Source organism: Mesoplasma tabanidae, assembly GCF_002804025.1.
GTDB lineage: Bacteria > Bacillota_I > Bacilli_A > Mycoplasmatales > Mycoplasmataceae > Mesoplasma > Mesoplasma tabanidae.
Genome location: NZ_CP024969.1, coordinates 155,948 through 171,567, shown reverse-complemented (window position 1 = coordinate 171,567; position 15,620 = coordinate 155,948). Strand labels below are relative to the sequence as shown.

The following is a 15,620-nucleotide window of genomic DNA, read 5'->3' as shown; positions in this document are numbered from 1 at the left end:
TGCAGATCATAAGATTTGCATTTTTTATATTTTACTAAATGAATTGATTTTATATTTTGAACTAGAATGTTCTTTATATACAGAAACTTCATATGTGTTATAAACATCTTTTTTAATTTTATAAATTATTTTATAGTTTATAACTTCTTGTTTTGAATCTTCTTGATAACTTATAAATTGTGTTGAAAATAAATCTTTGTTTGATCAGTAATTCATTTTTTTATTTCTATTATAAGTTATATCGCTAAGATTATAATCAACATACTTTCTGCTCATTTTAATAGGTCATTGAATTATTTTTGCTGTCAATCCATTTGTTAATAATTCATTCATTCAATATAATAATGAATTGTCATAATAACTCATCTGGTCATAGTTTAAACCAAGAAGCATTTTTCATGCTTTATGACCATAAATTATTTCACCTGATGTTCCGTTTGAATTGTTAGGTGCAACTCCAACAACTTTGTTTTTACCTTTGTCTGTATTAACAAATCGCATCATAGACCAAACAATAGCTAGATCTGAAGTCTTAGTATTTTTTTCAAATACATCTCCTGGATTGTAACCAAGCAATTCTTCTAAAGAAATTTTGGAATCTTGGTTTTCTTTATCTTTTACATAAAAAGTATAATTTTTAGAAACATCATCACTTATTAATGCTCCTAATAAGCCTAAGGGCTTCATTATTTCAGAAAGAGATGTATTTATAAAGTTTAATCCGCTCCATATTACATTACCAATTGTAATACCCATAACGCCAATATTCATAAGTTCTAATATAGACGTTTTAGGAAGCGTTGAAGGCTGTCTTGGAGGATCTGTTGCTGCTGGTGGCGAAAATACATCCATAATTGAACCTATATAATCCATTAGCACATTTAATTTTGTTGTAAAAATTTTACTTATTGTATTGGTAAAAGCTCCGTCTTTTGCCATTTCACCAATTTTAGCTAAATATGTTTTTAAATCTTTTACGAATGCCCCAATTAATGTGTCAAGAATAAAATCTGAAGACATTTTATCAAAAAAGTATTTATTATCATTATCTGCTAATATTGAATTTAACATATTACCAATTGTTGATCCTGTGCTTTCTCCTAATAACCAAGCAAGACTTTCTGGAATTTTTAAAGCTGTTTTAAATTTATTTGATTGAAATAAACCAATAACTAAGTTATTTATTAAAAGTGTCAATCCATTATTTTGATTATTTTTAGATCAATTACCATAAAATCCAGGCCCTGCCGGTGGTCATAGTTGAACCAATTTTAACTTTGCATCTTCATTTCACGAAGGCGTTACAGTGTCAGTTGGTTGAAACAGAATCTTCAATACTCTTCTTGAAGAGTTAGAATCTCCTTTAACAAGTAAACTTTTAAATAATTTTAAAATTCCATCTAAACCTTTGCTTTCAATATCCTGCTTTGTTAATTTAACTTCCTTATTTTTTTCAAAAATACTTATATTTGTTTCAGTACTAGAAAATAAATAATTATCATCCTTTGGATTTTCATTAACATATTTATCATAAGACGAAATGTATCATGAAAGAGAATAAATTAAATTAATTATTTCAACCATATTTTCAGCATTTAATTTAAAATTAAAACTAACATTTTCACCATCCAATATGTGTAAGATTAATGCTTGATAAAAGTCTTTTTGCATTTTCAGCAAAGTTCTTGTGTCATTTGGAGAATAATTTTTTTTATTATCTACGTTATATGGAGGTGCCCATCCACCTGATGGAACTTTTATTGGATTTGCGTTCCCCTTATTATCAACAACAATTTTAGCGTCCTTAAGATTTAACTTTTTTGTTACAACTTCATTATATTTTTTATTTTTGCTACCAACTGTTTTAAAAGTTCCTTCAAACCCACTAGCTTCAGCTAATAAGTTAGCAATTGAAATTGATATAAAGTCTTGTAAATCTTGGAAAGTATAAACACCATATTCATTATTAAGTTTGCTTAAAGTTGGTACAGGAGTATTTTTAAATGCACTTAATCACCCAATTTTCTCATTTAGCTTTAAAATGCTCTTATCTATGCTCTTTGCATTTAATTTTCCTGCAACACCAGCACCAAATGAAACGTATGAAATTCAGTTAAGTACTTCATTAATGCCCTCTGCTTTTAATCCATTTTCATCAATTGAATTTTCTAATAAGCTCAAACCTTTATCTGCTGTTCCAAATATTAGCTCAGTGCTTGCATCTTCATTTTTATGATTATAATCTTTATCTTTATAAAGTTTATTTAATGTTTTATCAGCTGATTTCATGTCATAAATAGTTTTATTATATTCACTATAACTTAAACTACTGTCAATATTACTAATGTTACTTACCTTTTGATCATTTAATCAATTTGTAGTAACAGTAGAATTTTGTTTTTGTGCATTAGTAATTGTTGGTGCTTTGAATAAAACAGAAGTTTCATCTATTTTCTTTTGGATTTCTGATGTAACTACTGTTATTACTTGCTTTTGACCAACATTTAATAAAGATACAGCTGGAGTTGCCCCAATAGTTAGAGCACTTAAACTTAATAATATTTTTTTCATAATTTTAAATACCCTTTCTATCTAGATATCTGCATTTTGCAAAATTCTAACTGAATTTGTTTTTGTAATTCGTTTATATCCTGCATAAATAGCAATTGCGTAAATACCAACTATTCCTAAGAAAACTATAATTGGTAATCAAATTGGGAAGGCTATTGGCAATACAACACCATTTAATAACATTATATTTATAGCTTTTGCAAAGATGAATCATCCTGCTGCAAATCCCACTGCAAACATTGTTGATATAACAATTAGATACATCCCCATTACTGTTTTAACAACATAAGCATCATGATACCCTAAGACTCTCATTGTTGAAATAAATCTTATGTTATCAGTAATAATAATTGAAGTTGTTAATAAAATAATTACAAATGTTAAAGAAAGAATTAAAACAATTGCTATTGCGATTAATAATAAAATCAATTGTGATATTTCTTCTAGCATATCTTTTGATAAATCAATAGGTAAAATTCATTCAACTGTTCCAATTCCACTTCCATCAAATGCTTGATAAGTAGAACTAAATTTAGCTTCCATTCCATTTAATGATGTTGGAGAATAGTCTCCAAATGCACTTGAAATACTCATTACTGTATTATAATCAGCTACATCAGTTTTGTTAGAATATTTATAGTTAAATACTGGGTATTGATTTTCAAATATTTTTAAAATCAATTCTCCTAGTTCTTTTTCATCATTATTTTGAGGATGATATATAAATTTATTTTTGAATAAGTCAAAATCATCTAATCCATTTTTTGTTAAATCTAAGCCTTTAATTTTTTTATATATTTTTAGTTCCTCTTGTTCTTTGTCTTCAATAATTATTTTATTATTAAACTGATCAAGTGTTGAATATCCAAATTGTGTGTTTCATTGCTTTGCAAAGAAATTTTTTCATAAATAATTTTCAACTTCATCATATTTTAATATAGATTTAGCATCATCATTCTTAATTCATGCTTGTGCTGAACCATATCCTTCATGAATTCCTACGATTTTAAATTTTGTATTAGTTTTTCTATTACCAATTATTGTGTCACCATTTAATATTGAACTATAATAATCAGTTGGAGATGAAATACTTGTCATAAAATCTATTGAATGTTTATCATTTAAATGAGGTCTAGTTACAAGTATATTTGAACCTAAACTATTAGTTCTTGAGTTTTGTTTAAATCCACCATTACCGTTTCATAAACTGCTTGTGTCTCAATCGTTTAATTTATAAGGTACAATTTCGCCTTTAGTTGCATCTTGCAATTCATTTTGAATAACATTAAAGTCAACTTCTTGTCCTTCTTTTAAATTTAAAGTTTTTGCTAAACTTTCATTAATTACAATTCCGTTTGACTCATTTGAATTGAATAATTTTTCAATTAAATTATTATTATTTGAATCTCTTAAATCTAAAAATCTATTATCATTATCAATTCCATATATTTTAAAATTTTTGCCATTTTTTTCAGCTTGAATTTTTGTACCTAATGCTTCTAAAATTGGATCATATGATACTAAGTTAAATGCCATTGAATAATTTTTATCATTTGAATTAAAAGCATTTATTAAAGTTTGTTTAACTGAATATGGTGGTCTTGAAAATGCAGACTGAATGATTGCTTGATCAACGCGATTATTGAATAAGAAAGTAAATCATTCTCACATATCTGTAATTGCTTCAGTTGCTTGATCTTTAGCTTCTTGATTGTTTTCTTCTGCCAATTTATCAAAATTTAATCCTAAGTAATAATCATTAATTGATTCTTCAGTATTATGTTTAGACGCAATTTTATATGATCCTAATCCTGTATAGTTACCACCTGTTAATTTAAATTTCTTTTCTGGATCTGTTTGGTTTTCAAATGTAACATCACTTGTGTCACTTGGTTTTAATAATTTTTTAAGCATATCAGTATTATTTTGTAAATATGAATTAGCTAAATTACCATTTGAAGTATTAAAAACATTTATCTTTTCATTTTGCTCCATTTTGATTCACTTTTCATCACTAATTTTTTCAGTACCATAATCATTTCTAAAATCATTTGAGATAGATAAACCTATTGATTCAGAATATTTAGCATAGAAAGTTTGTATTGCTGCTCCTGCTTCATATAATGTTTTTGCTGAATTTATTTCACTAAATAAATTTTGATAATCAAATCATTGTTTTAAGATAATAGGAGAAATCATTTTTCCTAAAAAATCTGATTTAGTAGCAGCAGGAATTCCATATTTAGATAATTGTCTAAAGTAGTTGCTATCAAATACTGATCCTTCCAAATTTAAAAGTTTCATATTAGCTAATGCTAACTCAGTAATATTAGGAATTGCATATTGGTTATCACTTGATGCTGTAAATAAGTTTTGAATAAATATTGAATAGTATTTTTCACTTATTTCATTATTAAAAAAGTCAGTCATAACTTGATCATAATCAAAATCACCGTTATCTCTTAATTTTAAACTAGTTCAACCACCAGCTGTTTTTGAATATACCATGTCATCTTGTCCAGTTGATGGATTAAATGTTTTAGCAAAAGTTAATGGGTTATTATAACTTGGTTGTGCATATTCAACAACTTGTTTATATTTAACTCCAGTATATGTAGCCTTTTCATTTCTTTTTAAAATATCAGGTGCAGCAAATGAAACAGTAAATAACATTGATGAAAGTAGAACAACAAAACCAATTGCCATCATTTTTCCAAAAGCATCTACTAATAAAGCTTTTCTTAATTTTGATCCAAATGATTTTCTAAAATGAATACTTCTTAATTTAGCTTTAAAAGCACTGCTTTTTTCATTAAATGTTGATGTAATTAAGCTTAATGAAGACTTTCTCATTAACATAGTTGCAATAACAAATGATATTGCAGATAAAATGAATCACATTACACCAATCATTAATACAAGAGTTATTCAATCAAAGTCAAATTTAGAATAGTTTAATGAAAAATAACTCGCAAACTCATTAGTCAATGTATTAGAAACACTTATTGAAACAATATATCCTAGTATTCCACCAATTGTTGAGGCAATAATAGGCAGCATAACAAAATTATATACAAGAATACGTTTTCTATAACCTAATGCTTTTAATGTTCCTAATTGTTTTGAAGCCTTTTCAATTTGTTTTTTAGTAACAAGTGATATTGTATATAGACAAACAAATAAAATTAAAATAAATATAACAAATGCAGCAATATTATAAGTTCTAATTGTTTTTTCTATTAAAAGAATTCTTTTACTAAATCTATAACTTGAATCTTCTTTTCCATACACTATTTTATTGTTTGAATTTCTTCTTACTAATTCTTTTAAATCAGTTTCAAATTGAGCTAGTCCTGTGGTTTTTGCTTTTTTAGCATTTTTAAATTTTATAGAGTAAAATGATTCAATTTCAACATTAGAAGAAACTGTTAAGTTACCGTTTTGGTTAAGATTATAATCATATAAGTTTGTATCTTTATTGTATTTTAATCCAAATGCTGTTGGGTTAACATAAATCATTACTTCTTTAGAACGACTTGGTAAAGTTGTCGAAGCATTGAATATTGGTGCCATAAAATCAGCTGAGCTACCAAATCCTACAACCTGAAATCATTGGTAATTTGAATAGTAAGTATTATAAATTCCATCTTTGTTATCAATGTCAGTTTTTGTTGATTCAATTTTTTTAACATCACTTGAAACTTGAGCATTTTCTGATTCTCTAACTAATAATGAGTTACCTAAATTATCAGCTTGGATTCTAATAACATCTCCTAATTTAATCCCATTATTTTTTGCATAATTAGGATCAATAACAACTTGGTGATGTGTTTTTATATCTTGTCCATTAAAAATAACTAATTTATCAACTGCATCATTTCCAAAATCATTTTCTTGAGATGTTTTTGCAATAGCTTTAATTGTTAAATCGTTTTTATTTTGTTTTACTTGAGAAAATTCTCTTGCTTCGGTTCTTGATCATTCAAATTGTAAATCACTTGATTCTTCAAAATATTTTTCCTGCAATTTATAAATCCAATATTGCTGCGCTGCAACAAGGTTCTTAGGTGCTTCTTCAGTTTCTTCGCTTTCACCAGTTGCTACTTTGTCATAAGGATTTAAATCAATAACAGCATCGTGTACTCTTGAATTTTCATTCATATCCTTATATTTTTCAATAACACGAACGTTCATTGAAACAACTAAAGTTAAAACTAAAGACAGTAAAAAAGCTAAAACAGTAACACCAATTAATTGGGTTTTACTTTTAGTGGCATTTTTAAATGAATTTTTCAACATTAAATAAATTTTCTTAAAATGCATAATTAATACCTTCCCTTTAGAATTAAAATGTATTTATATAATTTTATCAAATTAAAGAAAAAAAAGACACTTTTGTGTCTTTTTTAGGGTGTGGGTTGTGATGAACTCATAAACAAATCGTTTTCCTTCTTTGCCTAAGCTTATTCAAAAACAGACGATATTTTTATCAGTACATTACATTAGTGATATTGTTTTAACAACACCCTTAACATAATAATACACTATTTTATAAGTTAAACACAATTTTATTTAATTTAAGTGCTTTAGCAGGAGCATTGAACGGTGGCTTATCACCAATTCCTTTTAGTTTTTCCTGAATTTCTTCTTTTGTTATCTTTTTATTTAAATAACAATTTAATGCTGATTGCACTATCATTCTAATTTGATATCTAATAAAACCTTTAGCTTTAAAATTAACAACTATTTTTTCATTAATTCTACTCACTTTTATTGAATCAATGCTTCTAATGGTATTTATATTACTAGAAAGTAAATCTTTATCACTTAAACCAGAAAATAGTTTGAAATCATGCTTTCCTACAAATAAATCAAATATATTTTGTAATTTAGCAACTTCAATTTTATTGAAATTTCAATTAAGTTCAAATCTATTTGTTAACAGATCATATATACCATCATTTATTGTGTAAGAATATTGTTTGTAAGAAACATCTCTTATATTAAAATTATCTTTAATTTCTTCAATAAAGGCAACTCTAATTGTTTCTGGTAATGCTTTATTAATTGCTTTTTTAAATAACTCTAACTTTGGTTTAAATTTTAAATCTAATGTTACTTTTTGATCAGCTGCATGAACTCCTGCATCTGTTTTGCTAGCACCAATAGTTTTGAAATAAGCTTTTTTTGTTACCTTACGAATAGCTTTGTTTAATTCTCCTTGAATAGTTAGACAATTAGGTTGTTCAACTCATCCATGAAAGTCTGAGCCATCATATTGTAATGTTAATAAAAATTTAAACATTGATTAATAATTTTTAATTCCTATTATAGTATCAAGTCTTGGTATACCAATATGTCATAATCCTAAAACATCTACTGAATACAAGATTAAAAAAATCATTAATGCAAAAGCAAATAACAATAGAACTAAATCCATTACTTTAAATTTAAATTGAATATATCTTGTTCTTTTTGAGTAAGGATCATATCCCCTTGCTTCCATAGCATATGATAAATCTTCTGCTTTTTGAAATGCTGAAACCAATAATGGAATAATTAAAGATGTTAAACCTTTTACTTTATCTTTTAGTTTACCGTTTTTAACATCTATTCCTCTAGATGATTGAGCTTTCATAATTCTTCCTGCTTCATCAATTAAAGTAGGTATCATACGTAAAGCAATAGAAATAATCATAGATAAAATATAAACTGGTATCCCAATTCATTTCAATGGGTATAATAAATCTTCAATTGCTAATGTTAATTGTAATGGGGATGTTGAAGCTGTAAGTATACAAGTTAAAGAAATCATTAAATAAATTCTGAATGACATAATTAGTGCATTGTATAAAGCTTTTTCGCTTAGTCAAATAGGACCTATTTTATAAAATAAACCTATATTTTGATACCCTGGTGGTAAATTAGATATATTACTAGCATTAGTTAGAAATTGACCAGTTATTGCTCCACCAGAAACATTATTTGCTCAAACTCCAGAAATTTGGTTATTTTTATTAAGGAAATATTCTAAAACACTCGAATCTGGGTGAGTTAAGAATGCATTCATTAAAAAGATTACAATGAATACAAATACAACGGGTGGTAATAATCCAAGTAACATTCTAAAACTTAGTTTAGATAGTGCAAATATTGATAAAATAACAACAGCACATATTATGTAACCTGTAAAACCAATAGGTAAGAAAATACTTACAATTAATAAAATAATCATAACCAGTTTAAATCTAGGATCCATTGCATGGATAATAGAGTTCTTTGGTAAATATCTACCGAATGTTACTCTCATATTATTTCCCCTTTCTTACTTCTTTAAAAGCTTTTGCAAATTCATCAATAGTTCTAATATTTTTATTTAATAAATCTGTACCTTGTTCTTTTAGTTTATACATTAGTTTATATAACTTTGGTGGTTCTATTTGAATCTTTGATAATAATTCTTGATTAGAGAATATTTCAAATGGTGAACCTTTTGAGATAACTTTTCCTTCATGCATAACAATAACTTCATCAGCTACTTTTAAAACTTGGTCCATATTATGAGTAACCATAATAATTCTTTTACCTTGTTTTTTATTCAGTCTTAAAAATAAATTCATAAAGTCTTCTTCACCTTTTGGATCCAATCCTCCAGTTGGTTCATCAAGTACTAAAGTTTTACCATCCATTGCAATAATACCAGCAATAGCAGTTCTTCTTTTTTGACCTCCTGATAACTCAAATGGCGATCTTTTTGCGTATTCTCTTGGTAAAGAAACTAAGTCAAGTAATTCTGGAATTTTTTTATAAACCTCTTCTTTATCAGCCCCTAAATGAATAGGTCCAAATGCAATATCTTTTTCAATTGTATCTTGAAATAATTGATATTCAGGAAATTGGAAAACAAGACCAACTTCTCTTCTTAAATCTTTAACCTCTTTTATTTTTTTTAACCCTGCTGGAATTTTGTAATCTCCAACAATTGTTTGCCCTGTTTCAGAAATTAATAGTCCATTAGTCAGTTGAATCATTGTTGATTTACCTGAACCTGTAGTTCCAATTACACAAGTTATTTTTTTATCAGCTATTGATAAGTTAGCATTATCAAGAGCTCTAAACTCAAATGGAGTTTTTTTTGAGTAAGTATAGCTTACATTATCTAAAACAATATCACCTGTAAATGAAAAATCCTTAATATTCTTTTTTTCTTCATTTCATTTTTTTAAATTTTGTTTAATTTCTTTTTTATTTATTTGCATAATTGTTTCACCAACTCATCCATATTTTGACTATGTTTAACTTTAATGCCTTCATTACCTAAAGCTTCTTCAACTAAAGATAAAAATGGCATTTCTAGTTTAATTGATCTTAAGAACTCTTTTTCTTTTAAAACTTCTTCTGGTTTACCAATTTTAACCATGCGTCCGCCGTTCATAACAATAACTTTATCTGCATTAAGGATTTCATCCATATCATGTGTAATTGAAATAATTGTTTTTTTCATTTTATCTCTTAGTTCTACCATGATTTCTTTAATTTCTCTATTTCCTTTTGGGTCAAGCATACTTGTTGCTTCATCAAATATTAAGATATCAGGATTTAATGCAAGAGCACTAGCAATAGCAACTCTTTGTTTTTGTCCACCAGATAAGTTTAATGGTTCTTTATCTAAAAAGTTTTCCATTCCTACTTTTTTTGCTGAATCATAAATTATTTTTTGCATTTCCTTTGGATTAACACGTTTATTTTCTAAACCAAAAGCAATATCAGCTTCTACACTAGAACCTATAAATTGATTATCAGGATTTTGAAATACAATTCCAAGAAACTTACGAGCTTGATCTAAGTTGTCTTGTGTTACAACATTTCCATAAATACTAATGTGTCCTTCTTGAGCAGATAAAACACCAATTAACATTTTTGAAAGTGTTGATTTACCACTACCATTGTGTCCAATAACAGCAACATACTCACCATCATTAATTTCAAAACTTACATCATTTAAAGCATAAGGGAAATCAGGAGCATATTTAAATTTTAAATTTTCAACTTTTACTGCAACTTTATCAAGCTTTGTTAATTGAGCGCCTCTACCATGGTCTTTAATTGAATCTTTTGCTTCTCTTTTTAGATTTTTAGCTTCAGCTAATTCTGTTTTTGCTTGTTCTAAAATAACAGAGCTATTTTTTCTGGTAGTTGAGTTATAAATTTTTGATATAATTTTTAAATTTTCAGAAAAAGCTTTTTCCTTGCAAACTTCTTTAAACACTTTTTTAGCTTCTTGAGATTTTGTTTTATATTGGGCTAATTCTTCTTTTGTAATTTTCCCCTGCCTTTCAGCTTCTTTAAATTTAAAAAAATTATTATTTGCTTCTAACATTTCAACATATTTAGCGTGAAGTTTAATCTTAAAATCATTAAGATCTTTATGTGTTAGTTTAGTTTCTTTAAATTTTTTTAATGAATCCATGGCAATATCTCCCTTGTTTAAAAATTGTTTATAATAATTATAAATTAAAATAGACAAAATAGACAAAAAAAATAAGGTATATTACCTTAAGTTTTTTTTATTACTAAACTAATTCAATAATAACCATTGGCGCATTATCACCTTTACGGTTATCTAATTTTAAGATACGTGTGTACCCACCATCTCTATCTTTATATTTTTTAGCAATAGTTGTAAATAATTTTTGTAAAACATCTTCTTTTGAACTAGCTTCAATATTTCTTAATCATGAAGCAGCTTGACGTCTAGCGTGTAAATCGCCACGCTTTGCTAAAGTAACCATTTTATCTAAATGTTTTCTTAATTCTTTAGCTCTTGTTTCAGTAATTTCTAAACGTTCTGAAACAATTAATTCACTAGTTAAGTTACGCATTAGAGCTACTCTTCATGCAGTATTCTTACCTTGTTTTTGAATATATGACATATATTTACCTCCTTATAATCTTAATTTTGTTTAAATGTTAATTCTAAAGCCGCAACTTTATCTTTAATTTCTTTTAATGACTTACGCCCTAAATTTCTAATATCTTGAATTTCATCTTCAGTTTTAGAAACTAGTTCTCTTAATGTACTAATTCCAGCACGTTTTAAGCAGTTTAAACTTCTTTGAGTAAATTCTAATTCTTCAACAGGTTTATCTAATTCTTTTTCTTCAACAGTTTCTACACCCATGATAGTTACTTCCTCAGCTTCTTCAGCCAAAGTTGTAAACACATCAAAGTGTGAAATTAGAATTCTTGATGCTAATGAAACAGCATCAGATGCTAAAATTGATCCATCTGTTTCTACTTCTAAGATTAATTTTTCAAAATCTTGTGCTTTACCTAAGTTGATTGGAGTTGATCCATAAGCAACTTTAATAATCGGTGAGTAGTTTGAATCAATTGTAATCATTCCTGGTACTACATCTTTTAATTCTTTGTTTTCTTTGAAAGTTTTGTAACCTCTTGAGTTTTTAGCATATAATACTAAATCTAAATTACCACCTTCAGCAACGTTTGCGATAATAAGTTCTTTGTTTAAAACCTCTACTCCTGCTGGTAAAACTAAGCTTCCAGCAGTAACTGGACCAACTGTAGATGTACCTACCTTTAGTTCAACAGTTTCATCGTCACTGTAAATTGCGCTATCAATTCTTAATATTAATTTTTTAATATTTAAAACGATACGAGTTACATTTTCTTCAATACCTGAAATTGAAGTAAATTCATGTTGTGCTCCAGCAATTTTAATTGCATAAACACTTGCTCCTGGTGTTGATGATAATAATGTTCTTCTTAATGCATTACCTAAAGTTACAGCAAATCCTCTTTCAAGAGGAGCTGCTTCAAACTTACCGTAAAATTTATTTGGTGATTCTTTTACAATTCCGAATTCTGGTTTATTAAATTGTTTCATTCGCTAAAACTCCTTTGTTCTATAATTATTTTCTTGGACGTTTTTTAGGACGAACTCCATTATGAGGGATTGGTGTACAATCCTTAATTGAAGTTACTTCCATTCCAACGATTGTTAATGCTCTAACAGCAGCATCACGACCTGGACCTGGACCTTTTACTTCAACTTGAACTGATTTTACACCTTGATCCATTGCACCTTTAGCTGCTGCTTCTGAAATCATTTGTGCAGCATAAGGTGTTGATTTTTTAGAACCTTTAAACCCGATTGCTCCAGCACTTGATCAAGAAAGTACGTTCCCTTTTTCATCACTAATAGTAACAATTGTATTGTTAAAAGTAGAGTGAATATGAGCGATACCTTTTGGAATATTTTTCTTAATACGTTTTTTTGTATTATTTGTTTTTGGTTTTGCCATGTTTGTAATCTCCTTCTACCTTCTATTTTTTCTTGTTAGCTACAGTTTTTCTTGGACCTTTAACAGTTCTTGCGTTTGTTTTTGAAGATTGCCCTCTTACAGGTAATCCTTTACGGTGTCTTAATCCTCTGTAACATCCTATTTCCATTAAACGTTTAATATTTAATGAAACTTCTCTACGTAATTCCCCTTCGACTTTAAAGTTTGAAATTTCTGTAGAAATTGCTTTAATTTGTTCTTCAGTTAAATCTCTAGTACGTACATCTTCACTGATGTTTAATTTTGATAAAACTTTTTGAGATGTTGATAATCCAATACCATAAATATATGTTAATGAAATTACAACTCTTTTTTCGTTTGGGATTTCTACTCCACTAATACGAGCCATATCTCTAATTCCTTTCTTAAATAAAATTTATTTCTATAATTTTATATTTAGACTAATTAACCTTGTCTTTGTTTGTGCTTTGGTTGTGCACAAATAATCATTACGCGGCCTTTACGTCTAATAACACGACATTTGTCGCAAATTTTTTTGACTGATGATCTTACTTTCATCTGTAACCTCCGTATTTGTTCTTTTGTTTTTAAACAATTTAAAATCGACTTAAGTCGATTTTTTATAATTACACTTCTGCTTTTTTAGCAATTTTTCTATATGTAATTCTTCCACGTGTCATATCATAAGGTGATATCACGACTGTTACTTTATCTCCAGGTAAGATGCGAATGTAATGCATTCGGATTTTACCTGACACGTGTGCATCGATAACAATGTCGTTTTCCAGTTGTACTTTGAATTTTGCATTGGGCAATACTTCAACAACCGTACCTTCAAATTCCATTTCTGCTTCTTTTGCCATAAACTACAACTCCTATCTTTTTGATTTAGTTAATACTTCATAACCACTTTCAGTAATTAGAATAGTGTGTTCAAAGTGAGCAGTCATACTCTTGTCAGCTGAAAGAACTGTTCAATTGTCTGCTGCAAGTTTTGTTTTGTAAGTCCCCATTTGAATCATTGGTTCAATACAAATTACCATTCCAGCTTGTAAACACATTCCAGTATCCTTTTTACCATAATTTGGTATAAATGGATCTTCATGCATCTCTGTTCCAATTCCATGTCCTGTGTAATCTCTTGGAACTCCAAACCCAAAGCTTTCAGCATGAGTTTGAACTATACTTCCAATAGTTCCTATACGAACGCCTGGAGCTAAAGCTTTAATGGCTAAATCCAAACATTCTTCAGTGACTTTTAATAGTATATCATGTTTTTTATCTTTTGCAATACCAACTATCACACTAAATGCACTATCAGCATGATATCCTTCAAAAATACACCCTGTATCAACAGAAACTATATCTCCTTCTTGTAAAATTCGATCTTGTGGAATTCCGTGAACTAATTGCTCATTAATAGACACACAAATTGTTTTTGGATATCCATGATAATTTTTGAAGTTAGATTTACATCCTTTTTCAGTTATAAATTTTTCAAATTCATTATCTAAATCTAAACAATTTACACCTGGTTTAATCATTGACTTTAACATTTCAATTGCCTCTGCCAATACTTGGCCAGCAACACGCATTTTGTTAATTTCTTGTGATGATTTTATTGTTACAGCCATTTATAAAACTCCTAAAACTTCTGCATAAACTTCCTCTGCAGTTGTGTTTGAGTTATCAACAATATGAATAAATCCAGGTTTATTTTTGTAATAATCAACCAGTGGTGCTGTTTCATTTGCATATGCTTCAAGTCTAACCTTAACTTTTTCTGGAGAATCATCTGGTCTACGTACTAGTTCAGTTCCATCATTGTCACAAACTCCTTCAGCTTTTGGTTTTCTACTAATTAAGTGGTAACTAACTTTGCATTTAGGGCAAATCAATCGTCCACTTATTCTACCTAAAAGAATATCAGTTGGAACATCAATATAAATAACTTTATCAATTTTAGCATTTAGTTCAACTAAGTTTTCTTCTAAAATTTTTGCTTGGTTTAACGTTCTTGGAATACCATCAAAGATTAATTGATTATGGTTGTCTTGTAAAAAGTTTTTAACAATTCCCATTGTAACTTCGTCAGGCACTAATTTTCCTTCGTTCATGTATCTAGCACATTCAAGTCCTAAAGGTGTTCCGTCCTTAATTTCTTTACGCATTAAATCACCAGTTGACATTTGATTAAAACCTTGATTTTTAATTAATTTTTCAGCTAAAGTACCTTTTCCTGAACCAGGGGCTCCTAATAACATAATGTTCATATTTTTTCTCCTCTATCATCTATTTGCTAAGTTGTGCAGGCTGAAAAGCATGCGGTAACAACTTTTTAATATTTGTTTCTAATTGAAATCCATTTTTATTGTAGATTGAAATAGGTGTCGATCAATCTACTAATTCAGAAATAACCTGACGGCAAACTCCGCATGGTGATCCTAAAGTTTCAGAATCAGTGTATAGTTCTAAAGACTTTATATCATGCTTTTTATATCCTAAAGAATAAACTTGCGCTAATGCTGTTCTTTCAGCACATATACCAGCAGGATAAGCTGCATTCTCAACATTTACACCTTTAACTTGATCATTATTTTTTAGATAAATCAAACAAGCTACTTTAAAGTTTGAATACGGACTATAAGAGTTTTCTTTTAACATTAATAACTCTTCAAATACATTTTGCTTTTCAGCCATCATTTATACCTCTTTCTTATCTAT

At 28.0% G+C, this 15,620-nt stretch carries 15 protein-coding genes; all 15 read right to left on the bottom strand.

Annotated features, from left to right (window positions below; genetic code table 4):
• Positions 1-24 precede the first annotated feature (24 nt).
• Complete coding sequence (locus MTABA_RS00820; RefSeq protein ID WP_100679318.1) at positions 25-2,571, bottom strand: hypothetical protein; 2,547 nt, start codon at positions 2,569-2,571, stop codon at positions 25-27.
• A gap of 21 nt (positions 2,572-2,592) precedes the next feature.
• Complete coding sequence (locus MTABA_RS00815; RefSeq protein WP_100679317.1) at positions 2,593-6,894, bottom strand: ABC transporter permease; 4,302 nt, start codon at positions 6,892-6,894, stop codon at positions 2,593-2,595.
• A 226-nt stretch (positions 6,895-7,120) separates the two neighbouring features.
• Positions 7,121-7,876 (bottom strand): tRNA pseudouridine(38-40) synthase TruA, encoded by a 756-nt coding sequence (gene truA / locus MTABA_RS00810; protein WP_100679316.1) that lies wholly within the window; start codon positions 7,874-7,876, stop codon positions 7,121-7,123.
• Positions 7,877-7,879: 3 nt separating this feature from the next.
• Positions 7,880-8,881, bottom strand: a complete 1,002-nt coding sequence (locus MTABA_RS00805; RefSeq protein ID WP_100679315.1) for an energy-coupling factor transporter transmembrane component T family protein — start codon at positions 8,879-8,881, stop codon at positions 7,880-7,882.
• 1 nt (position 8,882) lies between these two features.
• The gene (locus MTABA_RS00800) at positions 8,883-9,830 is read right to left on the bottom strand and encodes an energy-coupling factor transporter ATPase (protein WP_100679314.1); all 948 of its coding nucleotides are present in this window, start codon (positions 9,828-9,830) and stop codon (positions 8,883-8,885) included.
• Positions 9,821-10,678 carry an energy-coupling factor transporter ATPase gene (locus MTABA_RS00795; protein ID WP_425270564.1) on the bottom strand — a complete coding sequence of 286 codons (858 nt, stop codon included), beginning with the start codon at positions 10,676-10,678 and terminating at the stop codon, positions 9,821-9,823. Before MTABA_RS00795 ends, MTABA_RS00800 begins: the two co-directional genes overlap by 10 nt.
• Before the next feature lie 466 nt (positions 10,679-11,144).
• Positions 11,145-11,504, bottom strand: a complete 360-nt coding sequence (rplQ, locus tag MTABA_RS00790) for a 50S ribosomal protein L17 (RefSeq protein ID WP_011183048.1) — start codon at positions 11,502-11,504, stop codon at positions 11,145-11,147.
• 20 nt (positions 11,505-11,524) lie between these two features.
• Positions 11,525-12,478, bottom strand: a complete 954-nt coding sequence (locus tag MTABA_RS00785; protein ID WP_100679312.1) for a DNA-directed RNA polymerase subunit alpha — start codon at positions 12,476-12,478, stop codon at positions 11,525-11,527.
• 25 nt (positions 12,479-12,503) lie between these two features.
• The gene (rpsK, locus tag MTABA_RS00780) at positions 12,504-12,896 is read right to left on the bottom strand and encodes a 30S ribosomal protein S11 (protein WP_011183046.1); all 393 of its coding nucleotides are present in this window, start codon (positions 12,894-12,896) and stop codon (positions 12,504-12,506) included.
• A 22-nt stretch (positions 12,897-12,918) separates the two neighbouring features.
• Positions 12,919-13,284 carry a 30S ribosomal protein S13 gene (gene rpsM, locus MTABA_RS00775; protein ID WP_011183045.1) on the bottom strand — a complete coding sequence of 122 codons (366 nt, stop codon included), beginning with the start codon at positions 13,282-13,284 and terminating at the stop codon, positions 12,919-12,921.
• Positions 13,285-13,340: 56 nt separating this feature from the next.
• Positions 13,341-13,454, bottom strand: a complete 114-nt coding sequence (gene rpmJ, locus MTABA_RS00770) for a 50S ribosomal protein L36 (protein WP_011183044.1) — start codon at positions 13,452-13,454, stop codon at positions 13,341-13,343.
• Positions 13,455-13,522: 68 nt separating this feature from the next.
• Complete coding sequence (infA, locus tag MTABA_RS00765; protein ID WP_011183043.1) at positions 13,523-13,759, bottom strand: translation initiation factor IF-1; 237 nt, start codon at positions 13,757-13,759, stop codon at positions 13,523-13,525.
• A gap of 12 nt (positions 13,760-13,771) precedes the next feature.
• Positions 13,772-14,530, bottom strand: coding sequence for a type I methionyl aminopeptidase (gene map / locus MTABA_RS00760; RefSeq protein WP_100679311.1), 759 nt, complete (start codon positions 14,528-14,530; stop codon positions 13,772-13,774).
• Complete coding sequence (locus MTABA_RS00755) at positions 14,531-15,169, bottom strand: adenylate kinase family protein (RefSeq protein WP_100679310.1); 639 nt, start codon at positions 15,167-15,169, stop codon at positions 14,531-14,533.
• A 19-nt stretch (positions 15,170-15,188) separates the two neighbouring features.
• Complete coding sequence (gene cdd / locus MTABA_RS00750; protein WP_100679845.1) at positions 15,189-15,596, bottom strand: cytidine deaminase; 408 nt, start codon at positions 15,594-15,596, stop codon at positions 15,189-15,191.
• Between the last annotated feature and the right edge of the window lie 24 nt (positions 15,597-15,620).